Origin of the sequence: Novosphingobium sp. 9U, from assembly GCF_902506425.1 — a bacterium.
In the GTDB taxonomy this organism is placed as follows: Bacteria; Pseudomonadota; Alphaproteobacteria; order Sphingomonadales; family Sphingomonadaceae; genus Novosphingobium.
The window spans coordinates 378,097-402,455 of the sequence record NZ_LR732469.1 but is presented as its reverse complement, the minus strand read 5'-3'; the positions used below and the strand labels follow the sequence as shown (position 1 = coordinate 402,455).

General features: G+C 67.5%; 26 protein-coding genes. 17 read left to right on the top strand and 9 right to left on the bottom strand.

Features of this window, described 5'->3' with window-relative positions:
* Nucleotides 1-168 precede the first annotated feature (168 nt).
* The 3 genes from GV044_RS01835 to GV044_RS01825 form a co-directional block, all read right to left on the bottom strand.
* Nucleotides 169-1,506, bottom strand: coding sequence for a bifunctional diguanylate cyclase/phosphodiesterase (locus tag GV044_RS01835; RefSeq protein ID WP_159864670.1), 1,338 nt, complete (start codon nt 1,504-1,506; stop codon nt 169-171).
* 72 nt (nt 1,507-1,578) lie between these two features.
* Nucleotides 1,579-5,859, bottom strand: a complete 4,281-nt coding sequence (locus GV044_RS01830; RefSeq protein WP_159864667.1) for an autotransporter domain-containing protein — start codon at nt 5,857-5,859, stop codon at nt 1,579-1,581.
* A 448-nt stretch (nt 5,860-6,307) separates the two neighbouring features.
* Nucleotides 6,308-6,979 (bottom strand): hypothetical protein, encoded by a 672-nt coding sequence (locus GV044_RS01825; protein WP_159864664.1) that lies wholly within the window; start codon nt 6,977-6,979, stop codon nt 6,308-6,310.
* A gap of 159 nt (nt 6,980-7,138) precedes the next feature.
* Here GV044_RS01825 and GV044_RS01820 point away from each other — a divergent pair, with 159 nt between their 5' ends.
* The 3 genes from GV044_RS01820 to GV044_RS01810 are packed head-to-tail and all read left to right on the top strand — an operon-like array spanning nt 7,139 to nt 10,328.
* A complete protein-coding gene (locus tag GV044_RS01820; RefSeq protein WP_236554609.1) occupies nt 7,139-7,753 on the top strand; it encodes a response regulator transcription factor in 615 nt (204 codons plus the stop codon).
* Nucleotides 7,750-9,942, top strand: coding sequence for an ATP-binding protein (locus tag GV044_RS01815; protein ID WP_159864658.1), 2,193 nt, complete (start codon nt 7,750-7,752; stop codon nt 9,940-9,942). The genes GV044_RS01820 and GV044_RS01815 overlap by 4 nt, the downstream gene beginning before the upstream one ends.
* A complete protein-coding gene (locus tag GV044_RS01810) occupies nt 9,939-10,328 on the top strand; it encodes a response regulator (RefSeq protein WP_159864655.1) in 390 nt (129 codons plus the stop codon). Before GV044_RS01815 ends, GV044_RS01810 begins: the two co-directional genes overlap by 4 nt.
* A gap of 33 nt (nt 10,329-10,361) precedes the next feature.
* Here the strand turns inward: GV044_RS01810 and GV044_RS01805 are convergent, their stop codons facing one another.
* The 5 genes from GV044_RS01805 to GV044_RS01785 form a co-directional block, all read right to left on the bottom strand.
* On the bottom strand, nt 10,362-10,601 hold the full coding sequence (locus GV044_RS01805) for a hypothetical protein (RefSeq protein WP_159864652.1): 240 nt from the start codon (nt 10,599-10,601) through the stop codon (nt 10,362-10,364).
* 101 nt (nt 10,602-10,702) lie between these two features.
* Nucleotides 10,703-11,539, bottom strand: coding sequence for a 2,3,4,5-tetrahydropyridine-2,6-dicarboxylate N-succinyltransferase (dapD, locus tag GV044_RS01800; protein WP_159864648.1), 837 nt, complete (start codon nt 11,537-11,539; stop codon nt 10,703-10,705).
* A gap of 102 nt (nt 11,540-11,641) precedes the next feature.
* Nucleotides 11,642-12,316: a guanylate kinase gene (gmk, locus tag GV044_RS01795; protein WP_236554607.1), complete on the bottom strand. Its 675-nt coding sequence runs from the start codon at nt 12,314-12,316 to the stop codon at nt 11,642-11,644.
* Between the two features lie 74 nt (nt 12,317-12,390).
* A complete protein-coding gene (locus GV044_RS01790; RefSeq protein WP_159864645.1) occupies nt 12,391-12,843 on the bottom strand; it encodes a hypothetical protein in 453 nt (150 codons plus the stop codon).
* A 27-nt stretch (nt 12,844-12,870) separates the two neighbouring features.
* On the bottom strand, nt 12,871-13,371 hold the full coding sequence (locus GV044_RS01785) for an SspB family protein (RefSeq protein WP_159864642.1): 501 nt from the start codon (nt 13,369-13,371) through the stop codon (nt 12,871-12,873).
* Between the two features lie 163 nt (nt 13,372-13,534).
* Between GV044_RS01785 and hisB the strand changes: the two genes are divergently transcribed.
* The 14 genes from hisB to GV044_RS01715 all read left to right on the top strand — a co-directional run bounded on the left by hisB (nt 13,535) and on the right by GV044_RS01715 (nt 23,063).
* The gene (gene hisB, locus GV044_RS01780) at nt 13,535-14,128 is read left to right on the top strand and encodes an imidazoleglycerol-phosphate dehydratase HisB (RefSeq protein ID WP_159864639.1); all 594 of its coding nucleotides are present in this window, start codon (nt 13,535-13,537) and stop codon (nt 14,126-14,128) included.
* Nucleotides 14,091-14,750: an imidazole glycerol phosphate synthase subunit HisH gene (gene hisH, locus GV044_RS01775; protein ID WP_159864636.1), complete on the top strand. Its 660-nt coding sequence runs from the start codon at nt 14,091-14,093 to the stop codon at nt 14,748-14,750. The genes hisB and hisH overlap by 38 nt, the downstream gene beginning before the upstream one ends.
* 124 nt (nt 14,751-14,874) lie before the next feature.
* Complete coding sequence (gene hisA, locus GV044_RS01770; RefSeq protein WP_159864633.1) at nt 14,875-15,603, top strand: 1-(5-phosphoribosyl)-5-[(5-phosphoribosylamino)methylideneamino]imidazole-4-carboxamide isomerase; 729 nt, start codon at nt 14,875-14,877, stop codon at nt 15,601-15,603.
* A gap of 1 nt (nt 15,604) precedes the next feature.
* The gene (hisF, locus tag GV044_RS01765; protein WP_159864630.1) at nt 15,605-16,366 is read left to right on the top strand and encodes an imidazole glycerol phosphate synthase subunit HisF; all 762 of its coding nucleotides are present in this window, start codon (nt 15,605-15,607) and stop codon (nt 16,364-16,366) included.
* Between the two features lie 134 nt (nt 16,367-16,500).
* A complete protein-coding gene (locus GV044_RS01760) occupies nt 16,501-16,689 on the top strand; it encodes a PEP-CTERM sorting domain-containing protein (RefSeq protein WP_159864627.1) in 189 nt (62 codons plus the stop codon).
* Between the two features lie 68 nt (nt 16,690-16,757).
* Entirely contained in the window at nt 16,758-17,081 is a 324-nt protein-coding gene (locus GV044_RS01755) for a phosphoribosyl-ATP diphosphatase (RefSeq protein WP_159864624.1), read from the top strand.
* 28 nt (nt 17,082-17,109) lie between these two features.
* Nucleotides 17,110-17,487, top strand: coding sequence for a histidine triad nucleotide-binding protein (locus tag GV044_RS01750; protein ID WP_159864621.1), 378 nt, complete (start codon nt 17,110-17,112; stop codon nt 17,485-17,487).
* Nucleotides 17,488-17,613: 126 nt separating this feature from the next.
* A complete protein-coding gene (locus GV044_RS01745) occupies nt 17,614-18,096 on the top strand; it encodes a YbgC/FadM family acyl-CoA thioesterase (RefSeq protein WP_371741546.1) in 483 nt (160 codons plus the stop codon).
* Complete coding sequence (gene tolQ, locus GV044_RS01740; protein ID WP_159864618.1) at nt 18,093-18,803, top strand: protein TolQ; 711 nt, start codon at nt 18,093-18,095, stop codon at nt 18,801-18,803. The genes GV044_RS01745 and tolQ overlap by 4 nt, the downstream gene beginning before the upstream one ends.
* 1 nt (nt 18,804) lies before the next feature.
* The gene (locus GV044_RS01735; protein ID WP_159864615.1) at nt 18,805-19,257 is read left to right on the top strand and encodes a biopolymer transporter ExbD; all 453 of its coding nucleotides are present in this window, start codon (nt 18,805-18,807) and stop codon (nt 19,255-19,257) included.
* 18 nt (nt 19,258-19,275) lie between these two features.
* Nucleotides 19,276-20,361, top strand: a complete 1,086-nt coding sequence (locus GV044_RS01730; protein WP_159864612.1) for a hypothetical protein — start codon at nt 19,276-19,278, stop codon at nt 20,359-20,361.
* A complete protein-coding gene (gene tolB / locus GV044_RS01725) occupies nt 20,358-21,770 on the top strand; it encodes a Tol-Pal system beta propeller repeat protein TolB (RefSeq protein ID WP_159864609.1) in 1,413 nt (470 codons plus the stop codon). Before GV044_RS01730 ends, tolB begins: the two co-directional genes overlap by 4 nt.
* A gap of 101 nt (nt 21,771-21,871) precedes the next feature.
* On the top strand, nt 21,872-22,402 hold the full coding sequence (gene pal / locus GV044_RS01720; protein ID WP_201298992.1) for a peptidoglycan-associated lipoprotein Pal: 531 nt from the start codon (nt 21,872-21,874) through the stop codon (nt 22,400-22,402).
* 127 nt (nt 22,403-22,529) lie between these two features.
* The gene (locus tag GV044_RS01715; protein WP_159864606.1) at nt 22,530-23,063 is read left to right on the top strand and encodes a J domain-containing protein; all 534 of its coding nucleotides are present in this window, start codon (nt 22,530-22,532) and stop codon (nt 23,061-23,063) included.
* Between the two features lie 42 nt (nt 23,064-23,105).
* Here the strand turns inward: GV044_RS01715 and metC are convergent, their stop codons facing one another.
* A complete protein-coding gene (gene metC / locus GV044_RS01710; protein WP_236554603.1) occupies nt 23,106-24,326 on the bottom strand; it encodes a cystathionine beta-lyase in 1,221 nt (406 codons plus the stop codon).
* Nucleotides 24,327-24,359 lie beyond the last annotated feature (33 nt).

Sequence of the window (24,359 nt, the reverse complement as noted above, 5' to 3'; positions counted from 1 at the left end):
TCGACTGGCGGACTTCGACCGGCCAGCCAGCGGATGTCAGGGACGGCCGCACCGGGCTGGCTTGTCCTGGAGCAGCTGACACCAATACCGCCAAGGCTGAGCACGTCGAAGCGTACCAGCTATCCTCTTGACCTCACGATGTCCCCTCACGTGAGGGCGTCGCCAACGTCACCCCGCCCGTCGCACCGCCTGGCAGACCGGCCACAGCTGCTCCGCCGGCATTGGCTTGCCGAATAGGTAGCCCTGACCCTCGTTGCACCCGAACGCTGCCAGTACGTCGCGCTGTTCGGCCGTCTCGATCCCCTCCGCCAGGATTGACAAGTCGATCCGCCGGCCCAGCTCGATCAGGGTCGAGACGATCGCCACGCTCTTGCCGTTCGACAGCATGTCGGCGACGAAGCTGCGGTCGATCTTCAGCCGATTGACGTCGAGCGCGCTGATTGCGGTGAGCGAGGCGAAGCCGGTGCCGAAGTCATCCAGCGCCACGGACACGCCCAGCCTTCGCAGCGATTTTACCGTGCGCGCGGCGCTGTCGATGTCGTCTAAGGCATGGCGCTCGGGGATTTCGATCTCCAGCGCTTCGGGGGAAAGGCCGTGTTCGCCCAGCACCCGTTCGACATCGGTGACCAGCCGATCGCCTAGTCGATCGGGGAAGATGTTGATCGCCACGCGCACGCCGGGCTTGGTGCCGCTCCAGGCCGCGGCCTGCGTGGCGGCGGTCTCCAGCACCCAGGTGTCGACCGCGCGCGCTTGCGACATCTGCTCCAGCCGAGCCAGGAAGTCGCCCGGAGCCAGCAAGCCGTGGGTGGGATGATGCCAACGCATCAGCGCTTCGGCGCCGACGATACGCCCGGTCGCAAGGTCGACTTGGGGCTGGTAGAACAGCTCGAATTGGCCTTCCTGCTCGGCGCGCTCCAGGTCCTGTCGCAGCCGCGCGCGACGGATGGCGCGGGCCTGCACGTCGGAGCGGTAAGTGGCGAAGCTGCTGGATTGCTGCGAGCGCAGCTCGATTACTGCCAGCTCGGCGCGAGCGAGCAGCGTCTCGAAGGTGGTGCCGTGATCGGGTGCAATCGCCAGGCCGGCGCGCACATCGAGCGGCACGGGAATGCCGGCGCCGGCGAAGATCAGCAGCGGCCCGGTCGCCACCGCTTCGGCCAGGCGCTCACCTTCGGCGATGTTGCTGAGTTGTGGGAAGATCAACGCCAGCGTGCCCCGGCCAACCCGAGCAATCCGCGTGTCGGGGGGCAGGCCGGCGGACAGCGAGACGGTGGCCCTCTCCCCCGCGGCGACGCCGTGTTCGCTCACCAGCGCGTCGAGCTGTTCGCTCAGGCCCCAGACTTCGAGGAGCAGTAGACCCAGCCGCTCGCCTGCGGGCAAGTCGCGCAACGCGCGTTCGACCACCTGGGCGCAGGCGCGCATGTCGAGCCAAGTGCCGGCAGACGCGGTGAACTGGCGGTGGAGCCCAGCGGGGTCGGCAGAGGGATCTGCCCTGGGGGACCATTTCATGTCCAAGTGCAAAACCTTTCCGTCGCAATAAAAAGGGGAGGGCGGCGGTGCCGTCCTCCCCGAGGTGTGCGGTCAGAACCGCAGGGAGAGCCCCGCTCGGGCGCCGCCGCCCTTGTACGAGCTGCTGAAGTCGCCCTGAGCCTCGATGAAGCCGCTGACCCGCTCGCCCTGGTCGATGGCGACGCCGATCTTGGCCTGTCCGTAGTCGGGCACTGCCGGCAGGCGGTAGGCGAAGCTGAACCCGCCACCCTCTAGCGTCATCCGATCGCGGCCCTTGAACTCGTGCACGTAGGCGCCCGAGGCGTAGAGGCGGATCTTGCTCGGCCCGTCGGAGACGAGCGTATCGACGCGCGCCCCCGCCTTGCCGCGCAGGCCCTTGGCGGTGTCGAAGTCGGCGGTGGCGACGCCGAGGTCGAGACCCTTCCAGTCGAGGTCCGAGTAGTCGAGCGAGGCGAAGGGCGAGAACGTGAACCGGTCCGACCCGAACGCGCCCGACACCTTTACATAGCCGCCAAAACCGTCGGCCTTGGAGCGGTCGCTGACGCCGATCAGGGCATCGCCGTACTTGGCCTTGACGTGCTCGTACTTGGCCAGGCCCTCGATCCGGATCGGTCCGGCAGCGGCGCGGCCGTAGAGGCCGACGTTGAAGCTGTCGTATCGCGCCCGGCCAGCGCCTGCCGCGATGTTCAGCTGGCTGCTGGCATAGCCGCCGGTGATGCCGGCAACCGTGCCGGTCTCGGTCCCGAGCAGGTCCACGCCGGCCTGGACGCCGAAGAAGTCCTGCGTGCTGTCGAGCGAGTAGCCAACCGGCTGGCCGAAGGCGGTGGTGGCGAAGCCCTGCCGGCGCTTGTCGACCAGGCCATACGCATCCATCCAGAACGCCTTGCCGGTGCGCACCCCATCGAGGTGGGCGGCGACCGCGTCGCTCGACCGGTAGGTGATCTGGCGGGCACCATCGACGAGCAGCAGTGGCGATACGGCGGACTGGTTGGGCAGGCCATAGACCGCGAAGTCGTTGGTGCCCGGGTTGTAGACCAGCGAGTAGTCCACGATCCCGACAGTGCCGCCGTTGCCCAGCGTGAAAGCACCGGCACTGGTGCCCGCGCCGGCATCAACGACGACGGCGTTGTTGACGAAGCCGCCGTTGAGGCCGTTGACCAGCACCTGGGTGGAGCCGGTCGCCGCGCCACCGACGACGAGGCGGTCGGCAGTGGTGGCACCGACATCGACCCCCAGCGTGCTCGCGCCCGAGCCGACGAAGGCGCCCGGAACGGTCAGGCTGTCGCCCACCCGGCCGTTGCGCATGTCGATGAGCCCTGAGTTGTTGAGCGTCTCCAACCCGGTGAAGGTCACAGCCGCCGGCGCTGCCGGGGCGCCTGGGTTGACGACGATCGAGCCGGAATTGTTCAGCACGTCGGTGCCCGCGCCGAAGCTGCTGTTGCCGACCGGGCGGAAGCTGCCGGCGTTGTTGAACACGTCGTTCGCATCGGTCAGGTCGATGCGGCCGATCACTTCGCCGGTGGCCTGGTTGGTCACCACGGTTGCCGCACCGTTGACCTGCACCGCCAGGCCGTTGCCCGCCTGCACCAGGTCGCCGATGGTGATCACCGAGCCGGTGCCCGAAGTCACGTCGATGCCGCCGGTCGCGCCCTGGACGGGGGCGCCGTCGAGCGTGGTGACGGTGACCCCGCAAGCGCTGGCGACTTCGATGCCGGTGCCGGTGCGCGAGTTGATCGGGCCGGTGGCCGTCACGTTGACCTGGGTGCAGCCGGTGCCGACGTTGACGCCGTCGTCGTCGGAGGTGATCGGGCCGGTGATCACGGTGACGGTATCGCCGCCGGTGCCGCCTCCCGGTCCGCCGGTGCCGCCGCCAGGTCCGCCGGTCCCTCCACCAGGACCGCTACCCGGATCGGTGATGACGACGCCGCCCGAGCCTGGGCCGCCGGTGTCGATCGGGCCGGTGTTGACGGTGGTGACGCAGTCGGTGCGGCCGAGTGCCAGGCACAGCGTCGGGTCGATGGTGACCGTCACGCCGTCCGAGTTGCCGCCGCCCGTGGTGATCGGACCGGTGGTGATGGTGGTCGGGCCGGTCACGCCGACGGTCACGCCAGGCGAGTCGGTGCCGCCGGTCTGGATCGGGCCGGTGACGATCTCGGCCGTGCACAGCGCCGCGCCGACGGCGAGGCAGGCAGCGGGGTCGGTGGTCACCGTCAGGCCGGGCGACTGTCCGCCCGCCGTGGTGATCGGACCCGTGCTCACCGTCGTCGGACCGCCGGCGATGATGCCGACGCCGGGCGAGTTGCTGCCGCCGGTGGTCACCGAGCCGGTGTTGACCGTGGTGGTGCAAGTGCCGTTGCCGATGATGGCACAGGCCGCCGGGTCGGTATCGACCACCAGGCCGGGCGCGTTGTTGCCCAGCGTGGTGATGCTGCCGGTGTCGAGCCGCACAGGCCCGGCCGCCGCGACGCCGATGCCGGTGGAGCCGTCGCCTCCGGTGGTCACCGGTCCGAGCACGCCGGTGGTGGCGCACGAGACCGCACCGACCAGCACGCAGGCCGTGGGATCGGTAACCAGGGTGATGCCCTCGGCATCGGTGCCCAGCGTCGAGATCGGCCCGGTGGTGACGGTCAGCGGACCGCCCGCGAGCACGCCAAGGCCCGGCGAATCGTCGCCGTTGGTGGTGATCGACCCGGTGTTGATGGTGGTCGTGCAAGCGCCCGAGCCGATGATCGCACACACAGTCGGGTCGGCGCCGACGACCACGCCCGGTGCATCAAGCCCGAGGGTCGAGACGTTGCCCGTGTCGAGCTGGAGCGGTCCCGCTGCGACCAGTCCGATCCCGGTCGAGCCATTGCCGCCCGTGCTGACAGGACCCGTGGCGACGGTCATCGGGCACGTGGCGACGCCCGCGACGAGGCAGGCGGTCGGATCGGCGACCAGGGCGATGCCGTCGGCATCGGTCCCCAGCGTAGTGATCGGACCGGTGGTCACCGTCACGGGGCCGCTGACCAGCGCCGCCAGGCCAGTCGAGCCATCGCCGCCCGTGGTGATCGATCCTGCGGTGACGTCGGTGGTGCACTCGCCAGCGCCAAGAATCGCGCAGGCCGTCGGGTCGGTGGCAATGCCGATCGCCGGCGAGTTGATCCCGTTCGTGGTCACGCTGCCGAGATCGAGCGAGATCGGGCCGACGGCGGCGATGCCGATGCCGGGCGAGTTGGCGCCGCCAGTGGTGACCTGGGTTGCGTTCAGATCGACGCCGCAAGCGCCCACGCCCAAGGTCGCGCAAGCCTGCGGATCGGCGTTGAGGACGATTCCGGGCGCATTGTCGCCCTGCGTGATGACCGAGCCGAGATCGGCGGTGATCAGCGCCGGCACGTCGACGGCAAGGCCACCGGAGCCGTCGCCGGTAGTCAGCAGGTTGCCTACGTTCACGCCCGTGTCGCACGCGCCCGAGCCGAGCAGGACGCAAGCGGCGGGATCGCCGACGATGGCGATGCCGGGCGAGTCGACGCCGTCGGTCTCCAGCAGGTCGACGTTCGCGTTCGTCGGGCCGACGATGGTGGCAAGGATGCCGGGCGAGCGGTCACCAAACGTCAGCAGGTTGCCCACAGTGAAGTCGGTCCCGCAGGCGCCGGCGCCGAGCACGAGGCAGGCTTGCGGAGTGGTGGTGAGATCGATGCCCGCCGCGTCGTTGCCGTTGGTCTGCAGCACGTCGACCGTAAGCGTGGTCGCGGCAGCCGCGTTGACCAGCGCGCCGATGCTGCCGGGTCCTTGCGTGGTCAGCGTGCCGACCACGCCGTTGATGTCGCAACTGCCGGCCGCCAGCGCAGCGCAGGCCGTCGGGTCGGTCGAGAGATTGAGGCCGAGCGCCTGCCCGCCTTCGGTGCGCAGCACGCCGACATCGAGGTCGATGCCGCCAACTGCGTTCAGGATCGCACCGTCGGCGAGAGCGCCTTGCGTCTCGACCAGATCGACGTCGAGCGCGATCGGACCGTCGAGCGTGACGAGTTCGAGGCCGTCCGCATCGGCGCCCAAGGTCTGCACCGCGTCGGCCGTCAGGTCGAGTGAGGCGGACAGCACGTTGATGCCGTCTGCGCCACCGGCGGAGGTGGTCACCGGTCCCAGCGCTTGGAGCGTCACGCCGGCGCCGGCGCGCAGCAGCGCAGCAGTGGCGTTGGCGCCGCTGGTGGTGAGGCTCTGGACCGTCGCATTGATCGCATCGTCGCTGGTCAGCGACAGGGCTGGCGCGTTGGCCGTGTTGGAGAGGATGTTGCTATTGGCCGCCAGATCGACGGCCCCGGTGGCGTCGGCCGCGACCGAGCCGAGGAGGTCGGTGGCGCTGTTGACCGTCACATCCAGCGTTCCGGTGACCGGGAGCAGTGGCGTAACCAGCGTGTCGGTGGTTACGTCGCACGTAGTCGCTCCAAGCAGAGCGCTGCAGATATTCTGTGCCTGTGCTTGTGATGCAAAAGTAGTCGTGCCGATTGCTGCAAGACAAGCGGTCATTGCGACTCTGCTTGCCGTACCCCTGTAAGTCTTGGGCATCGCCGTATCCTCTCTGCCCCCTCGCACGACAATGCTGTGTCCCGAAATCTTAAGAAGAACCTAAGCCCGCGGGATAACGCGAAATTAACCAGCGCAAAAAATCGCAGGAACTTTCATACGTTTGCGGCATTCGGAAGCGTGATGCTGCAGCGTGCACCGGCGATCGGCCGGGATCATGCTGCACGCCACATCTACGAAGCTTCATGTGCGTTACTTGCGGCGCTTGCGAGACGACGCGCCCTCCGTGCTCCGGAAGCTAAAGCCCCCGGGCGATCGCCGCGAGAGTCAGGCGCGTGGTGCGGCGTGCTTCGTCGAGCGCGGTGCTGTCCCCCAGCGAGATGTCGAGCCAGGCCGCATGCGCTTGCGCGAAACCTAGGGTACCGCACAGGCCGGCCAGACGATGGGCCTCGGCGGTATCGATCTTGTTTCGGTCCAGGCTGGCCAGCGCGGCTTCGAGGCGCAGCGCCAGCCGCTCCATCATGCCCGCGATCGGGCCTGAACCGAACATGGCCACGATCCGCCGAGTCGGCTCGAGCGAGACCGGCTGCCAGCGCTCGAGCGCGCGCACCAGCTTCATTCCAGAGTCCAAGGGCGGCAACATACCGTCCACACTGGTCGGTTTCGGATCAGTTTGGTGTTCGTTACTTGAGGCGAGCGCGAGGATCGGCGCGGCCTGGCTGGGTCCCGAGCTATCGCGAAGTGCACAGGCCAGCGGGTTCGTGTCATCCTGTGGTTCGCTGCCGTCGATGATCAGCATCGCGATCGGCTCTGCCGCGGCGATCCTGCGAGCCTCCTCGGCATTCGTTGCGATTCCGACCCGCCAGCTTCGGGCCTGCAAAACCTCGCACAATTGGGCGGATAGGCTGCGATCACGCGTCGCCAAGAGGACAAGCGGCGCGTCTTGGAACAATAGATCGTCGTTCTTCATCGTTATTGGACCCTGGGCGCTTTGTTTATCTGAACGCCTCTGGAATGAATAACGCTGTACACCAGAACGATAAATCCGAACTTACCCCTGTTTGAAGCAGGAAACAGAGCGCGAAGGCGCCGCCGGGTCGGAACAATGGGAACGCAAACGCGAAGGATCTTGATCGCGGACGATCATCCGCTGGCGCGCGAGGGATTGGCCCTCGCGGTGCGCCACGCAATACCCGGCGCCGCGATCACCGGCGCCGGCACGATTGCCCAGGCCGAAGCCATCGCCGGGCAAAGACCTGCTTTCGATCTTGCTCTGCTGGACCTGATGCTGCCCGATACGCAAGGGTTCTCCGGGCTGCTGCGGTTGCAGTTCTGCCTGCCGCAAGTGCCCGTGGTGATCGTTACCGGGCGCGAGGATGCAAACCTTGCCCGGGCCGCGCGCGAGCTTGGCGCCGCCGGTTTCCTGCGCAAGTCGGCGCCGCTGGATAACCTCGCCGATGCGCTGCGTGGGATCGTCGCGGGCAAGCCGGTATTCTCGGTTGGTCCGGTAAAAGGTGATGCAGGCCCGATCCGCGACCGCATGGCCCAGCTCTCGCCGGCTCGGCGGCGGGTGCTGTTTGCGCTCGCCGACGGACGCGCCAACAAGCAGATTGCGCATGATCTCCACGTCAGCGAGGCGACGGTAAAGGCGCATCTCACCGCGATCTTCCGCCAACTAGGCGTCACCAATCGGGCGCAGGCCGTCCTTGCCCTTCAGCCGCTGCTTGGAGAGACCTCCCAATGACAGCGCAGGTGACCGCGACGCCCGGCATGGAGCGAGCGGTCGATGCGCCGCGGCCACCCTGGATGCCGCGCTACCTCATCCTCGCTCTCCTCCTGCCCGCGCTACTGGTGGCATTCGGTCTCTGGCTCGACGGCGAATATGGACGCATGCGGCACACCGGCGACCTGGTGACCGGCGTTTCCGAGCGGCACGTGCGCGCGCTCACCTTGCTGGCGAACTTGCGCAAGGCGGAGACGGCACAGCGCGGCTTCGTCATCACTCACAACCCTACGTTCCTGCGCAGCTACGAACCCTCGCGCCAGCAGATCATGGACGAGCTCGACGCACTGCAGCGATCGGCCGGCAGCTTGGGACACGGCGGCAGCAGGAATCGCGTCATGCGGGAACTGATCACCGCCAAGTTCGCGGAAATGGACCAGGTGCTCGGTTCGGTCCGGCGTGGGGCGCAAGAAGCGGCTTTGGCGCGTGTCTCGGCCGGGCAGGGGCTGCTGCTGATGAACCGCATCGAGGCCGAGCTGCAGGGGCTGATCGCCGACGATGCCCGGCAGTTGGAGGCAGGCCGGGCCGTTTATTGGGATCGGACCTACCGCACGCGGCAGGTCGTCTGGCTGCTGATCATCGTCATCGGCGCGGTGATGCTGGGGGGCATGGTGGCGATCTGGGTGTCGCGGCGCCAGCGCTGGCAGGTCATGGTCTCCGAAGCCGACGCATCGGCACGCAACCGCGCCATCCTCGACAGCACCAGCGACGCCATCATCATCCTCAATCCCAGCGGCACGATCGAGAACGTCAACGCGGCTGCGCGCTCCGTGCTGGGGTACGAGCCGGCGGAACTCAGCCGCCGCGACGTCTCGGTGGTGCTCGATATCGCCGATGGAGACGGCAGCTTCCACGAGCGGGTCGGTCTGGCTGAGGGCAAGCTGCGGCGCTCGCTGTTCCTCGATCGCGAGGCGCGCACGCGGGACGGGCGGGTGATTCCGGTCGATGTCGCGCTGGGTCTGATGCCGGTGCCCGACGGCCTGCACATCGTCGCGTCGGTGCGCGACATCTCGCACCGGCGCGAGATCGAGCGGATCAAGGACGACTTCATCGCCACCGTCAGCCATGAGCTGCGCACGCCCCTCACTTCGGTCGTCGGTTCGCTGGGCCTGCTGCGGGGCGGAGCGGCGGGTGCGCTGCCCGATCCGGCCCGGCAGCTGGTCGAGATCGCCGAGAACAACGCGCGCAGGCTGATCCGCCTGACCAACGATATCCTTGACCTCGAGAAATTCGGCAGCGGCCGCATGGCGCTGGACATGGTGCCCACCGATCTCATAGCGGTCATCCGCCAGGCTGCGGCCGAGAGCCAGGGATCGGCGCAGGTCAAGGGCGTGACGCTGCGGGTCGATATTGACGAGGATACCTGCGCGGTCGAGGCGGATCGCCAGCGCCTGCTCCAGGTCACCGCCAATCTCCTGTCGAACGCGCTGCGCCACACGCCCGAGCACTCGACCGTGACCGTCGGCCTCCAGTTCGAAGCGAGCGGGGCGGTCACGCGCATCTGCGACCAGGGGCCGGGCGTGCCGGCCGCTTATCGCGAGCACATCTTCGATCGCTTCGTTCAAGCTCCGACCGCTGGCTCCGTCGGCGGCACGGGTCTTGGCCTCGCGATCGCGCGCGAGATCATCCACCGCCATGGCGGCACGATCTGGGTGGAGAGCGCGCCATCGGGAGGCGCCTGCTTCGCGTTTTCGCTCCCCTGCATCGAAGCCGAGACTGCGCCGCCAGCGGACGAGGACGATGGCGCCGCCGAGACGCCGGCGCCGCTGGGAAGCTCTACTGCGCACTGTCCGACCGTGCTGCAGATCGACGATGACGAGGACCTGGTGAAGGTCGTCGCCGCCTCGCTATCGGGCGAGGCGCGCGTCATCCGCGCCAACGGCCTGGTCTCGGCACGTGCGATCCTGGAACTGGAGAAACCGGACCTCGTCATTCTCGACATCGGCCTGCCCGATGGCTCGGGCCTGGAGATCCTGCCCTTGCTGGTCGACGCGCGAGGAGAGCCGCTGCCGACGATCGTGTTCTCCGCTCAGGATGTCCCGCTCGATCCGAGCAGCCGGGTCGAAGCGGTGCTGGTCAAGTCGCGCAACACGCTGCCGACTTTGCGGTCGACGGTGCTGCGCATCCTCAGGGAGCGGCAGGCACAATGACCCCCGATCTTCGCGTCCTCTACGTCGATGACGACGACGACATCCGCACCATCGCCACCATGGCGCTGCGCATCGATGCAGGCATGGACGTTCGTGCGGTCTCGTCCGGCCAGGAGGCGCTGGACATGCTGGAGCGTGAGCCCTGGCGACCCGATGTGATCCTGCTCGACGTGATGATGCCGGGAATGGATGGCTTCGAACTGCACGCAGCGCTTGGTGAGCGCGACGATCTGGGCGAGGCGAAGACCATCTTCATGACCGCCAGAGCCTCGCGCGCAGGACTGGACGAGTATGTCGCCACCGGTGCCGACGGCGTGATCCTGAAGCCCTTCGATCCGATGACCTTGGCCACCAAAGTGCGCGCGGTAGTGGCTCGGCCGGGCTGATCGGGGCGGCCTCCATCGGCCGCCCTCTCACCCTTATTGCTGCTGACCGCTCGGCTGCTGTGAGGTCTGCTGCTGCTCGGCCTTGGCGCGGGCGGAATCGTCGGTGCCGTTGTTGCTCTGGTTGGAGGTCATCGCGCCGGTCATGACGATGATGGCGAAGGCGATGACGACCAGCGCCAAGCTGATCGCCAGGATGTAGCGCACCACGTTGTTCTTGCTGCCGGCGCTGGCTTCGGTGCTGTTGACGTGAACTTCGCCGTTGCGAACTTCCATGGCATGTCTCCTCGATGCGATGCCGCAATTGGCGGAACTTGCATCGGGGCAAACGCATGGGCGGGGCGGCCGTTCCTCGTGCCGCCCTTCACCAAAGTGCCCTAGTCGCGCAGGAGTTCGTTGATCCCGGTCTTGGAGCGGGTCTGCGCGTCTACCGTCTTGACGATCACGGCGCAGTAGAGCGACGGCCCGGGCGTGCCGTCGGGCAACGGCTTGCCGGGCAGCGAGCCGGGCACCACGACCGAGTAGGGCGGCACGCGACCGATGTGCACTTCGCCGGTCGCGCGGTCGACGATCTTGGTCGAGGCGCCGATGAACACGCCCATGGACAGCACTGCGCCGGTGCCGACCACCACGCCCTCGGCCACTTCCGAGCGCGCGCCGATGAAGCAGTTGTCCTCGATCACCACGGGTCCGGCCTGCAGCGGCTCGAGCACGCCGCCGATCCCGGCGCCGCCCGAAATGTGCACGTTCTTGCCGATCTGCGCGCAGGAACCGACGGTAGCCCAGGTGTCCACCATGGTGCCTTCGTCGATGTAGGCGCCCAGGTTCACGAAGCTGGGCATCAGCACCACGCCCTTGGCGATGTAGGCGCTGCGTCGCACGACGGCGCCCGGCACCACGCGCACGCCAGCGTCCTTGAAGCGGTTCTCGCCCCAACCTGCGAACTTCAGCGGCACCTTGTCGAAGGCCGGCGCCCCAGCGGCGGCATGCTCGATCGGTGCGTTGTCGGAGAGGCGGAAAGACAGGAGCACGGCCTTCTTGAGCCACTGGTTGACCCTCCAGCCACCCTGGCCGTCGGGCTCGGCAACGCGCGCGGCGCCGCTGTCGAGCAGACCAAGCGCCTCGTCCACCAGCTTGCGCACGTCCTCGCTGGCAGGCGTAACGGTGTCGCGCGCGTCAAAGGCGGCTTCGATGGCGGCGGCGAGATCGGACATTGAGGAACCCCTGGAGATATGATGCGGGGCAGCGCCTATCGCGTGGCGCGCATGGGGACAAGGCTGGTGTGTGGGGGATTAGCCAGCCCGCGCTACAACGGCCTAGCTATCCGGCGCCGTCAACTCGCGCACGAACGGGATCAGCCCGGTCTGCCGCATGCGACGCATCCGCTCGGACGCCAGAATCTGCGAGACCTTGGCGAAGCAGATATCGATGTCGTCGTTGACGATCACGTAGTCATAGCCATCCCAATGGCTGATCTCGGCCTTGGCGCGCTCCATGCGCGACGCGATGACTTCGGCGCTGTCGGTGCCGCGTGCGTTCAGGCGGCGGCGCAGTTCGTCGATGCTGGGGGGTAGCAGGAACACGCGGACCACGTCGCTCTGCATCTTCTGGTAGAGCTGCTGCGTGCCCTGCCAATCGATGTCGAACAGGTAGTCGTTGCCGTCGCGCAGGCCTGCCTTCACTTCGGCCTTGGGCGTGCCGTAGCTGTGGCCAAAGACGTGTGCCCATTCCAGGAACTCGCCTTCTTCCACCATCCGCTCGAACCCGGGGTGGTCGGTGAAGTGGTAGTCGCGCCCGTCCACTTCGCCGGGCCGGGGCGAGCGGGTCGTGACCGAAACCGACATGCGCAGGCGCGGATCACGTTGCAGCAGCATGCGCGAGACCGTGGTCTTGCCCGCGCCCGAAGGCGACGAGAGGATGAACATCAGCCCGCGCCGGTGCAGCGCGTCGGAATCGGGAACGATAGGAGCGGCGACTTCAGGATTCGTCATGCCCGCTGATGGCGGCGCGAAGCCGTCAAATCAAGATAGGGGATGCGCGGGACGTCGACGAGGTCATCGCCAAGTCAGACCTCGTCCGCGCCGTCCTTGGCCATTTCGTGCAGCTTGGCCTCGCCATCACCACGCGCTTGGCGTCCCGTCGCGCGGTCGTAGAGGGTCTTGGCGACGAGGCCTCCACCAACGAGGATTGCACCCGGGACCGATCGCACGGCGACGCGCGCCAGCACAGAGTGCAACGCGGATTCGGTCAGTGAACGGCCCCGCAGGATCGCAGCGGCCTTGCGGGTCGGATACTTGGCCCCGAGCAACTGGCGTTCGACTGCGCGGCGCGCGATCATCGTGCCCGTTCGCAGCGCCACGTCGGCAAGCAGCAGGTTGGTCGCCGGGTTCGGGCTAGGCCCGTGCAGTTCCTCGGGCTTGCCGGGCAGCGCCTTCTTGACCGTCTCCTTGGTCGAGCCACTGGCGCGACCGCTGGAGGTCAGATTGGCCAGTCGCTTGCGCAGAGTGGATTTCGCCATCTTTACCCGATCCCGGGCTGCGCCCGCCTACTTCTTCTTGCCGAAGTCGACCGACACCACGTTCGAGCCGTCCTCGCTCGGAGTAATGCGCGGGGCACCTTCGCGTTCCGCGCCATCGTTATCGGGATCGTGATCAGTCTCGTCCTCGGGCGCGACCATCGCCTGGAACTGCAGGCCGAAGTCGACGGCCGGGTCGACGAAGGCGGTAATCGCCGAGAACGGGATGTGCAGCTTGGCCGGGATCTGGTTGAAGCTGAGTCCGACGCCAAAGAAATCATCGCCAACGACCAGGTCCCAGAACTTGTTCTGCAGAACGATGGTCATCTCGTCGGGAAAGCGGGCCTTCAGCTCTGCCGGCACGGAGACGCCGGGAGCCGCGGTCTTGAAGGTGATGTAGAAGTGGTGGTTGCCGGGCAGGGTGCCACCGCCCGCGACCACCTGGCCGAGCACGCGGCCCACCACGGCGCGCAGCGCCTCTTGCACGATCTCGTCGTAGGGGATGAGGCTGTCCGGCGGCGTATCTGTCATCCGGCCTAACTGCGCATCGAGTCGCAGCCGGTCAACCCGCTAAGGGCGGCATTATCAACAAAGGGGCACGTTTTCATGCTGCATCGCACACGATCGCTCCGGATCGCCGCGATGCGGCATGCCACACGATTGATTCTGCGCGGCGCCCGCTTATAGGCCGCGCATGCGCACCGCCCGGATCGCCCGCAAGACCCACGAGACCGACATCGCCGTCGAGGTGAACCTCGATGGCACCGGCGCCTACGAGGTGTCGACTGGGATCGGCTTTCTCGACCACATGATCGAGCAGTTCTCGCGCCACTCGCTGATCGACATCCGCTGCCGCGTCGTCGGTGACCTCCACGTCGACCAGCACCATACGTGCGAGGACAGCGCCATCGCCATTGGCCAGGCCATTGCCGAGGCACTGGGCGACAAGCGGGGGATCGGCCGCTACGGCAGCGCCTACTCGCCGATGGACGAGACGCTGGCGCGCGTGGCGCTCGACATCTCGGGCCGGCCTTACTTCGTGTGGAAGGCCGCGTTCACGCAGGAGAAGCTGGGCGAGCTGGACACCGAGCTGGTCGAGCACTGGTTCCACTCGATCGGCCAGGCTGTTGGCATCACGCTGCACATCGAGCTGCTCTACGGCACCAACAACCACCACATCTGCGAGGCGATCTTCAAGGGTTTCGCCCGCGCCATGCGCGTTGCGGTCGAACTCGATGCGCGCAAGGGCGATGCGGTGCCCTCAACCAAGGGCCAGCTGGGTGGCTGAAGTCCTCGCCCTGATCGATTACGGCGCGGGCAATCTCCACTCGGTCGCCAATGCGCTGAAGGCTGCGGGGGCGGACGATGTCCATGTCACCAGCAACGCCGACGTGGTGCGCGCGGCGGACCGGATCGTGCTGCCCGGCGTGGGATCCTTCAAGGCCTGCGCTGAGGGACTGCGCGCGATCCCGCACCTGGTCGAGGCGATGACCGAGCGCGTGCACGTGGGCGGCGCGCCGTTCCTGGGCATATGCGTGGGCATGCAACTGCTCGCCTCTCGCGGGCTGGAGCATGGCATCACGCCGGGGCTCGACTGGATCGAGGGCGAGGTAAGGCTGATCGAGCGGACCGATCCGGCGATCAAGGTGCCGCATATGGGCTGGAACGATGTCTCTATCGGCCGCCATGATCGTGCGGGCGGCCTGATCGAGGCGGGCGAGGCCTACTTCCTGCACTCCTATCACTTCGCGCCTGAGCAGGGCACCGATGTGGCCGCGATGACCGACCATGGCGGCGGCCTGGTCGCAGCCGTGGCGCGCGACAATGTGGTGGGCGTGCAGTTTCACCCGGAGAAGAGCCAAGCCTACGGGCTGGCGCTGCTGGCGCGGTTTCTGGAGTGGAAGCCTTGAGCCCTTGCCAAGCTGCGCCAACCGCTGACGCGGTAAGCTTCGCTATCCTCTCTGCAGCTGGGAGGGGAAACGTAGGCTTGGTGCCGCAGGCGCCTAGCCGGAGTTGGAGAGGGTTTCCGAAGCCATGATCGTCTTCCCCGCCATCGACCTCAAGCAGGGGCAAGTCGTCCGCCTCGCCGAAGGCGACATGGCGCGCGCCACCGTGTACGGCGATGACCCGGCCGCACAGGCTACTCTCTTCGCCGAGGCAGGCTCGCAGTACCTCCACGTCGTCGATCTCGACGGCTCGTTCGCCGGTTCGGCGCAGAACCGCGAAGCGGTCGAAGGCATCCTCCAGGTGTTCCCCGGCCACGTGCAACTTGGCGGCGGCATCCGCACGCCCGAGGCGGTCGCCGGCTGGTTCGATCTCGGAGTGAGCCGCGTGGTCATGGGCACCGCCGCGCTCAAGGACCCGCAGTTCGTCAAGGACATGGCGCGCGAGTACCCCGGCGGCATCGTCGTCGCGGTCGATGCGCGCGACGGCATGGTCGCGACCGAGGGCTGGGCGGAAGTGTCGGACGTATCGATCGTCGACATGGCGCGCCGCTTCGAAGATGCGGGCGTTGCCAGCTTGCTGTTCACCGACATCGGCCGAGACGGCTTGCTCAAGGGCTGCAACATCGAGGCGACGGTCGACCTCGCACGCCGCACGGAACTGCCGGTAATCGCCAGCGGCGGCGTGAAGGGGCTGGACGACATCCGCATGCTGGCGCTGCATGCCAAGGACGGGATCGAGGGCGTCATCACCGGCCGGGCGCTTTACGACGGGCGGCTCGACCTGGCCGCGGCGATCGCCATGGCAGAGAGGGAGTAGCGTGACCGTCCGCGTTCGCGTCATTCCCTGCCTCGACGTGGCCGATGGTCGCGTGGTCAAGGGCGTCAACTTCGTCGAACTGCGCGATGCGGGCGATCCGGTCGAGCAGGCGCGCGCTTATGACGCGGCCGGAGCGGACGAGCTTTGCTTCCTCGACATCTCGGCCAGCCATGAAGGCCGAGGCACCTTGCTCGACATCGTGAGGCGCACGGCCGAAGTGTGTTTCATGCCACTCACCGTCGGGGGCGGCGTCAGGACAGCCGAGGACGCGCGGGCGCTGCTGCTAGCGGGAGCGGACAAGGTGGCGGTGAACTCCGCCGCCGTCGCCCGGCCCGAGGTCGTGTCGGACATCGCCGCACGCTTCGGCAGCCAGTGCGTGGTCGCCTCTGTCGATGCGCGCAAGGTGGGAGAGAGCCGGTGGGAGATCTTCACCCACGGCGGCCGCCGAGCGACCGGCCTCGATGCGCTGGACCATGCGGTCAAGCTCGCTCAGCTAGGTGCGGGCGAACTGCTGGTGACCTCGATGGACGGCGACGGCACGCAAGGTGGCTATGACTTGGCGCTGACCCGGGCGATCGCCGATGCAGTCGGCGTGCCTGTCATCGCCAGCGGCGGCGTCGGCAATCTCGACCACCTCGTAGAGGGCGTGACAAAAGGCCATGCGAGCGCTGTGCTGGCGGCTTCGATCTTCCACTTCGGCAAGCATTCTATCGCCGACGCGCATGGCGCGCTACGCGCAGCGGGGCTTCCGGCCCGCGCCTGAGTGTCGCCAGGCTTTACACCTGCGCGATGCCGACTTGCCGCGTTAACCATTGAGCTTGGCCTAGGCTCGTACTTACTCGTAAGTGGCATGGGAGTTGCGTTTACGACAGTACCAAGCATGCAAAAGGTCCTGTCGTGCCGCGAACCCGCATTCTGCCGACGATCCTCACCGCTGCGGTCCTTGCCGCCGCGTGCGCCACGCCGGCGCTCGCCGCCTCGGGCAGCGTCGCGCTGCCGGAGCCGAGTGCGATGCTGCTGTTCGGCCTCGGGGTGGCCGGTGTTGCCATCGGCCGCCGGTTCTCGTCCAAGCGTCCCAGAGACTAATTAGCGGGACTGATCGAGCCGTGACCCGCGCTTGACCCGCTCCGCGCCGCGCCGCATGACGCGCGGCGATGGCTCAATCCGATACTCTCGCCCGCCTCGAAGCGACGGTGCTGTCGCGCCGCTCGGCTGATCCCGGCAGCAGCTACGTCGCCAAGCTGAACGCGCGCGGCATCAACAAGATCGCGCAGAAGCTGGGCGAGGAGGCGACCGAGACGGTGATCGCCGCGCTTGCCGAGGATCGCCCGGCGCTGGTCGGCGAAGCCGCGGACCTGCTGTTCCACCTTGTGATCCTGCTTGCCGCGCGAGAAGTGCCTCTGGCCGAAGTCCTAGCCGAACTCGACCGCCGCGAAGGCGTCTCCGGCATCGCTGAGAAAGCCTCGCGCCAGTCTTGATTTCAGCGTCCTGAAGGAGCTTGCCCCCATGCCGATCGATCCCAAGCTGCCGTATGACGACGCCAACGTGTTCGCAAAGATCCTGCGCGGCGAGCTGCCTTGCAACAAGGTCTATGAAGACGATCACGCGCTCGCCTTTCACGACATCCGCCCGCAGGCGCCGGTGCACGTCCTGGTCATCCCCAAGGTGCCTTACGTCTCTTGGGACGATTTTACGGCAAAGGCGAGCGACGCCGAAATCGCCGGCTTCATGCGCGCGGTCGGGACGGTGACGCGCCAGCTGGAGCTCGACACGCCGGGCTATCGCCTCATGGTCAACATGGGCGGACACGGCCACCAGGAAGTGCCGCACCTGCACGTCCACATCTTCGGCGGACGCCAGTTCTTCCACATGATTTGCGATTGAGGCTGGCATGATCCCGCGTGTGAGCCGGGACGAGGGACGCCTCTCCGTTTAACCGCCGTTCATGCGGGGCTGACTAGCGCTTGTCAGCCATGATGTGCGTGCGATGCCTTTGCACCGGCCCGGGGGATGGTTAAGGACTTCGCGCAGATGACGGCCTTTCCCTCTCCTCCCGGCGGCGTGCTGGACGGCGCGGTTCACCGCTATGCCCTGCGCGTGTACTATGAGGACACCGACGCGGGCGGGGTGGTCTATCACGCTAACTACCTGCGCTGGTTCGAGCGGGCGCGGTCGGATCTGCTCGACCTGCTCGACATCGATCAGGCGCAGGCGCTGGATGCGGGCGAGGGGCTCTACACGGTTGCCGAAGTCTCGCTGCGCTACCTGCTCCCGGCGCGGCTGGGCGATGCGATCCACATCGAAACGCGTGCCGAGACTGTCGGCCGCGCCAGTTGTACCTTGCGCCAGAGCGCCTGGCGCGGCGATACCCGGCTGACCGAGGCCACAGTGCGTGTCGGCTTCATCGGCCCCGACGGGCGGCCACGCCGTCAACCCGAAGCATGGCAGCGCGCCTTCGCTTCGTTCGTTTCATCCCCGGAAGGACAAGAATGACGTTCGATCTGCTCATGGCCGCCGCCGAGGCGGCCGCCGGTGCGCCGACCCGGCTCAATCCCGTCAAGCTGTTCCTTGACGCAGACATCGTCGTTCAGGTGGTCATGGTCGGGCTGATCCTGGCGAGCGTCTGGACCTGGACCATCATCGTCTCGTTTCTGCTGCGCATGGGCCGGGTCAACCGCCAGTGCGACGGCTATGAGCGCGGGTTCTGGGAGGCGGAGAACTTCGACGCGTTCCAGCGCGAGCGGCGCCGCGGTGAAGTGCCGATCGGCAAGGTCGCCGGTGCGGGGCTCGCCGAATACAAGCGCAATGCAGCCGTCAACGTCGATCCCGAAGGCGCTCGGCAGCGCGTGGCACTGGCGATGAACTCGTCGGTGGGAGAGGAAGCGGACAAGCTGTCCAATCGCCTGAACTTCCTCGCCACGGTGGGTTCCGTCGCGCCGTTCGTCGGGCTGTTCGGGACGGTGTGGGGCATCATGAACAGCTTTTTCCAGATCGGCCAGCAGCAGAACTCGTCGCTAGCGGTGGTGGCGCCAGGCATCTCGGAGGCACTGTTCGCGACCGCGATCGGCCTGTTCGCGGCGATCCCGGCCGTCATCGCCTACAACCGCTTCTCGCACCGGGTGAACGGGTTCGAGGCGCGGCTGCAGCGCTTTGCCGACAAGCTGCACTCCGCGCTGACGCTCCAGCTGGAGCAGCGCTGACATGGCGATGGGCCTGCAAGGCGGCGGTCGGCGCCGTGGGCGTGGGCGTGCCGGCACGCCGATGTCGGAGATCAACGTCACGCCGCTGGTCGACGTGATGCTGGTGCTGCTGATCATCTTCATGGTCACCGCACCCTTGCTCAAGGCTGCCGTCCCGGTCGAACTCCCCGACAGCCGCGCCAAGGCGATGAGCGAGGAGGCAAGCCAAGTCACCATCACCATCCAGACCGACGGCACCGTCTACCTGGAGAAGGACGCGCTCGCACCCGGTGAACTGGCGGACCGCCTGGCCGCGATCCCCGATACGCCCGAAGGCAAGAAGCCGTTGGTGACGCTGCGCGCGGACAAGGCGCTCGACTACGGCAAGGTCATGGAAGTCATGGGCGAGCTGAACCGCGCCGGCTTCAACTCGATCTCGCTGGTGACGGGCGTCACCGGCGGTTCAGGGGCCTGAGGGTAGCTGGTAGGGACAATGGCTCTAGCGCTGCGCAAGGAGGAAGGCCTCGGCCTCGGGATCGCGATCGCCGCGCACGCCGCGCTGGTCGCGCTGCTGTTGCTGCGCCCGCACTCCGCGCCGGTGGTCACGCCGCCCGAGCGGATCGAGGTGACGATCAGCGACGAGGTGGGGCTCACCAGCACGTCGCCGCAGCCCAACAGCCAGGCCGCGCCGCCCGTCGCGCCCAGCTTGGGCGAGCCGCAGCCGCAGGAACAGGCCGAGCCAGCGGAGAGCGAGCCCGAGCCGCAGCCGGCCCGGCTTGAGCCTGCACCGCCAGAGCCGGCCCCGCCCAAGCCTACGCCGCCGAAGCCTACGCCGCCGAAACCTACCCCTCCGAAGCCGACGCCGCCGAAGCCCGAGCCCAAGGTCGAGCGGCCAGCACCGCGCCCGGTTCCCAGGCCCGTGCCGCGCCCAACTCAGCGCCCGGCACCAAAGACGCCTGAGAAAGCACGGCCCGCGCCTGCAAAGCCGGCCCCGAAGACGCCGACCGCCAAGCCGGCGACCCGCGCTCCCGCCAAGGCTCCTCCTGCCAAGGCTTCACCGGCGAAGTCCGCTCCGGCTAAGTCGGCGCCGGCGAAAACGCCTGCGAAGACGGGCACCGCCAAGTCGCCGCCTGCGAAGACGGCTACCAAGTCCAATGCACCCGCCGGCGGCAGTCGCATCGGGTCGGACTTCCTGGCAGGCGTGAGTGGTGCGACGTCCAACAATCGTGCGAGCACGGCAGCGCCGGCAGCGGCGATCGGGCCGGCGGTGAAGTCGGCGCTCGCCAGTGCGATCTCGCGTCAGCTCAAGCCCAAGTGGTCGGCGCCGCAAGGGCTCGATGCCGAGGAGCTGGTGACGATCCTGTCGTTCAACCTCAACCGCGACGGCACGCTGGCCGGAACGCCAACGGTCGTGCGCCAGCTGGGCATCAACGAGAACAACCGCGCCCAGGCCGAGCGCCATGCCGAGCAGGCCGTGCGCGCCGTCCGGCTGGCCGCGCCCTTCGATCTGCCCGAACAATACTACGATGCGTGGAAACGCGTGTCGTCCTTCCGTTTCGACAAGAGGCTCTCGCAATGACCAAGCGCTTTACGACGCCCCGATTCACCCTTGCCCTGCTTCTGGCGCTCGCCGGCGCGCCGCTCGCCGCGCAGGATCTGCCGGTCACCGGCACCCCCGCTCCGCAACCGACTGCCACCGGCGCCGAAGCCGACGATGGCGGCCTGACTGGTAGCGTCTCGGACGAGAACGAGTGGCAGGACCTCGGCATCGCCATCACCACCTTCGCCACCGATCGCGACGTGCCGACGCAGACCAACGCCGGCTCGACAGCGCAGCTGGGGCAGGCGATCAGCCAGGTCATCGCCTCGGACCTCAAGAACAACGGCCTGTTCAAGCCGACCGGACCTGCCGGCCTGCCGCAGCCGACGCTGCCGCAAGTGCAGATGCCGGACTATCCCAGCTGGTCAGGTCGCGGCGCGGACATGCTGGTGCAGGGCTACGTCAAGGCGGGCGCGGACGGCCAACTGACGGTCGGCTGCTATCTCTACGACATCAGCCTCACCCGCCAGCTGATCAAGGGCGGCTGGCAGTTCGCCGCGTCGGACTGGCGGCGCGCGGCGCACAAATGCTCGGACTTGATCTACTCGCGCCTGTCGGGCGAGAGCCCGTTCTTCGATTCCAAGATCGCCTACATCGCCGAGACCGGACCCAAGGGCCACCGCATGAAGCGGCTGGCGATCATGGATTCGGACGGCGCCAATCACCGCTATCTCACCAGCGGTCAGGCGATGGCGCTGACGCCGCGCTATTCGCCCGACTATTCCAAGATCCTCTACCTGTCCTACCTGAACGGCCAGCCGAGCATCTACTCGTATGACTTGGCCACCGATCGCCAGACGCTGATCGCACGCACCGGCAACCCGACGCTGGCACCGCGCTGGTCGCCCGATGGCAAGTGGGTGCTCTATTCGATGGCGAAGGGCGGCACGACCGACATCTACCGCATCTCCTCGGCAGGAGGCGGCACCCCGCAGAAGCTGACCAATGGCCCGGGCATCAACATCGGCGGCAGCTATTCGCCCGATGGGAGCAAGATCGTCTACGAAAGCGATCAGTCGGGCAGCCAGCAGGTCTACGTGATGAACGCGGACGGCTCTGGCCAGCGGCGCATCAGCTTCTTCGGCGGCCGCGCGGCCACGCCCGAGTGGAGCCCGCGCGGCGACCAGATCGCCTTCACTCACATCGCCGGCGACTTGCGCGTCGCCGTGATGAACCCCAACGGCGGCGGCATGCGCCACCTGACCAACTCGTGGCAGGACGAGGCGCCGACCTGGTCGCCGAACGGGCGCATCATCCAATTCTTCCGTACCGCCAAGGGCACCGGCCAGGCCTCGATCTGGCAGGTCGACCTGACCGGCCGCAACGAGCGCCGCCTGCCGACGCCGGTCGGCGCGTCGGACCCGGCGTGGGGACCGATCCGGCCGTAAGTATCTAACGCGCGATACAGCGTGGCCCGAGCCTGATAGCATCGGCTCGGAACCACCCGCGCAATCCAGCCATTTCGATGGCCTCGAGAGGAGACACGCTCATGCCTGCAACCGCAAAGCCCGCACCGGCAAAGCTTGCAACCATCCTGCTTCTGTCCGGCGCGCTCGCCATCTCGGCCTGCAAGAGCAAGCCGCCCAAGGAACTGCCGCCCGAGCCCGGCGCGCCGACCAGCTCGACCGACACCGGCCAGCTCGGCGCGGCGACGCCCGGCAGCCAGGCCGATTTCGTGCAGATCATGGCCGGGCAGGACACGATCTACTTCGACACCGACCGCTACGACATCGACTCCAGCGACCAGGCCGCACTTGCCAAGCAGGCGCAGTGGCTGGCCCGCTATCCGGCCAAGCGCGCGACGGTGGAAGGTCACTCGGACGAGCGCGGCACGCGCGAATACAACATTGCGCTGGGTGAGCGCCGCGCCAATGCGGCCAAGAACTACCTCGTCAGCCTGGGCGTCGACCCCAGCCGCCTGTCCACGGTCAGCTACGGCAAGGAACGCCCGGTGGCGCTCGGCTCGGACGAGCAGGCCTGGGCGCAGAACCGCCGCGCGGTGACCGTCACGATCGACTGATCTGGCGACTGACAGGTCGACTGATCCTGACAGCGGGTGCCGGACCGTCCGGCACCCATTCGCATGGGAATTATCGCACTCAGAACAAGTCTTGCGTCGCCCGCGAGTCGGGGCTTATCGCGAGGTTATGAGCAAGGCGCGCCGATCCAACGACTGGGGCTTTCCGCGTTGGCGCGGTTATGAAGCCGGCCGCGAGGCCGCGCATATCCGCCTCTGCGACCGGCACGGCTGCACCGAAGCGGGTGACTGCCCCGCTCCCAAGTCGCCAAACAGCCCGGACCGGTGGTACTTCTGCCAGAAGCATGCGGCCGAGTACAACGCCGGGTGGGACTACTTCGCCGGTCTCGACAAGGAAGAGGCCGAGCAGCGCGAGGCGCAGGAGCGGTCCGACAATGGCGGCTACAAGGAAGCTGCGCACTATGGTTGGGCAGGCTCGGGCGATGGCACGCGCAGCCGCGACGAGATGCGCGCTCTGGAAGTTCTGGAGCTCGAACCGGATGCCGATTTCGATGCGGTGAAAAAGGCGTGGCGTGCCAAGGCCAAAGAGGTTCACCCCGATGTGCGGCCGAACGACCCAGAGGCTGCCAAGGCGTTTCAGTCGTACCAGCTGGCGTATGAGGTTTTGCGCCAAGGCGAAGAGCGGCGGGAGTGGCGCGGTTAGGTTGAGTGAGGTTGTAAAGCCATAACGGTGCGTTTTACCCGATCAACCGCGATCCATAACCCCAAGCGCCTGCCCGAGATCCGCGATCAGGTCCGCACTGTCCTCCAACCCGATCGACAGCCGCACCCCATAACGATCGGCGGCATCCCCATCGCGCATCGGCCAAGCCATGACGCTGCGCAGCGGCGCAGGGTCTAGTGGGGTCGCCAGACTCTCGAACCCGCCCCAGGAATAGCCGATGCCGAACAGCGACAATGCGTCGATCAGCCGATTGCGCCGCGCCGCATCGCCGCCGCGCAGTACGAAGCTGAACAGCCCGCAGCCGCTGGTGAAGTCTCGCTGCCACAGATCGTGACCTGGCGAGCCCGGCAGCATGGGGCACAGCACCCGCGCGACCTGGGGCTGCTCGGCAAGCCACTGCGCGATCGCCAGCGCAGAGCGGGTCTCTTGCTCAAGCCTTAGCGACAAAGTTCGCAGGCCGCGCAGGGCAAGCGCTGCATCGTCCGGCGAGACAACCAGGCCCAGGTTCTGCGCGCGCATGCGCAGGCGCTTGTAGAGCTCCGGCCCGGCGCTGGCGCTGCCCATCATCAGGTCGGAGTGGCCCCCGACATGCTTGGTGAGCGCCATGACGGTCACATCCACACCGTGGCCGAGCGCATCGAAGCCGGTCGGCCCTGCCCAGGTGTTGTCCAGGACCGAAATAGCGCCGTGCTGCCGCGCGATCTGGGCGAGCGCGGGAACGTCGCAGACCTCCATCGTCAAGCTGCCGGGCGCCTCCAGCAGGACCGCACGAGTGCGGGTGCAGAACGCGGCTTGGTAGCCATTGAGATCGATAGGGTCGAAGTAGCGCGTCTCCACGCCGAAGTCGGCCAGCAAGCCGCGCCCCATCGCCCGGCTGGGGTCGTAAGCGTTGTCCGTCATCAGCAGCACGTCGCCGGGCCGCAGCACCGTGAGCAGCACTCCGGCGATCGCTGCAACACCGGAGGGATAGAGCACGGTACCCGCTGCGCCGTTCTCCAGCGAGGTCAGCGCGTCCGCCAGGGCCCACTGGGTGGGAGCGCCACGCCGGCCATAGAAGAACCGTCCGTCCGCATTGCCGCGCACGCCTTCGGCAAGCGCTGCGGTGTTCTCGTACAAGTGCGTGCTCGCGCGCCAGACGGGTGGGTTCACCACCGCACCGGTCCATTCGGCACGGCGGCCCGCGTTCACCAGGCGAGTGGCGGTTGCGAGCGCCTGCGCCGGCGCATCGGCCTTGTCTTTCAACACCTAACTCCTGAACTCGGGTCTGGCGTCGAG

Bases quoted from the DNA above. Each gene is read 5' to 3' on its own strand.
- GV044_RS01835 (WP_159864670.1), bottom strand. From the start codon at position 1,506: ATGAAATGGTCCCCCAGGGCAGATCCCTCTGCCGACCCCGCTGGGCTC.
- GV044_RS01825 (WP_159864664.1), bottom strand. From the start codon at position 6,979: ATGAAGAACGACGATCTATTGTTCCAAGACGCGCCGCTTGTCCTCTTG.
- GV044_RS01815 (WP_159864658.1), top strand. From the start codon at position 7,750: ATGACAGCGCAGGTGACCGCGACGCCCGGCATGGAGCGAGCGGTCGAT.
- GV044_RS01810 (WP_159864655.1), top strand. From the start codon at position 9,939: ATGACCCCCGATCTTCGCGTCCTCTACGTCGATGACGACGACGACATC.
- GV044_RS01805 (WP_159864652.1), bottom strand. From the start codon at position 10,601: ATGGAAGTTCGCAACGGCGAAGTTCACGTCAACAGCACCGAAGCCAGC.
- dapD (WP_159864648.1), bottom strand. From the start codon at position 11,539: ATGTCCGATCTCGCCGCCGCCATCGAAGCCGCCTTTGACGCGCGCGAC.
- gmk (WP_236554607.1), bottom strand. From the start codon at position 12,316: ATGACGAATCCTGAAGTCGCCGCTCCTATCGTTCCCGATTCCGACGCG.
- GV044_RS01790 (WP_159864645.1), bottom strand. From the start codon at position 12,843: ATGGCGAAATCCACTCTGCGCAAGCGACTGGCCAATCTGACCTCCAGC.
- GV044_RS01785 (WP_159864642.1), bottom strand. From the start codon at position 13,371: ATGACAGATACGCCGCCGGACAGCCTCATCCCCTACGACGAGATCGTG.
- hisB (WP_159864639.1), top strand. From the start codon at position 13,535: ATGCGCACCGCCCGGATCGCCCGCAAGACCCACGAGACCGACATCGCC.
- hisH (WP_159864636.1), top strand. From the start codon at position 14,091: ATGCGGTGCCCTCAACCAAGGGCCAGCTGGGTGGCTGAAGTCCTCGCC.
- hisA (WP_159864633.1), top strand. From the start codon at position 14,875: ATGATCGTCTTCCCCGCCATCGACCTCAAGCAGGGGCAAGTCGTCCGC.
- GV044_RS01755 (WP_159864624.1), top strand. From the start codon at position 16,758: ATGGCTCAATCCGATACTCTCGCCCGCCTCGAAGCGACGGTGCTGTCG.
- GV044_RS01750 (WP_159864621.1), top strand. From the start codon at position 17,110: ATGCCGATCGATCCCAAGCTGCCGTATGACGACGCCAACGTGTTCGCA.
- GV044_RS01745 (WP_371741546.1), top strand. From the start codon at position 17,614: ATGGTTAAGGACTTCGCGCAGATGACGGCCTTTCCCTCTCCTCCCGGC.
- tolQ (WP_159864618.1), top strand. From the start codon at position 18,093: ATGACGTTCGATCTGCTCATGGCCGCCGCCGAGGCGGCCGCCGGTGCG.
- GV044_RS01735 (WP_159864615.1), top strand. From the start codon at position 18,805: ATGGCGATGGGCCTGCAAGGCGGCGGTCGGCGCCGTGGGCGTGGGCGT.
- GV044_RS01730 (WP_159864612.1), top strand. From the start codon at position 19,276: ATGGCTCTAGCGCTGCGCAAGGAGGAAGGCCTCGGCCTCGGGATCGCG.
- tolB (WP_159864609.1), top strand. From the start codon at position 20,358: ATGACCAAGCGCTTTACGACGCCCCGATTCACCCTTGCCCTGCTTCTG.
- pal (WP_201298992.1), top strand. From the start codon at position 21,872: ATGCCTGCAACCGCAAAGCCCGCACCGGCAAAGCTTGCAACCATCCTG.
- GV044_RS01715 (WP_159864606.1), top strand. From the start codon at position 22,530: ATGAGCAAGGCGCGCCGATCCAACGACTGGGGCTTTCCGCGTTGGCGC.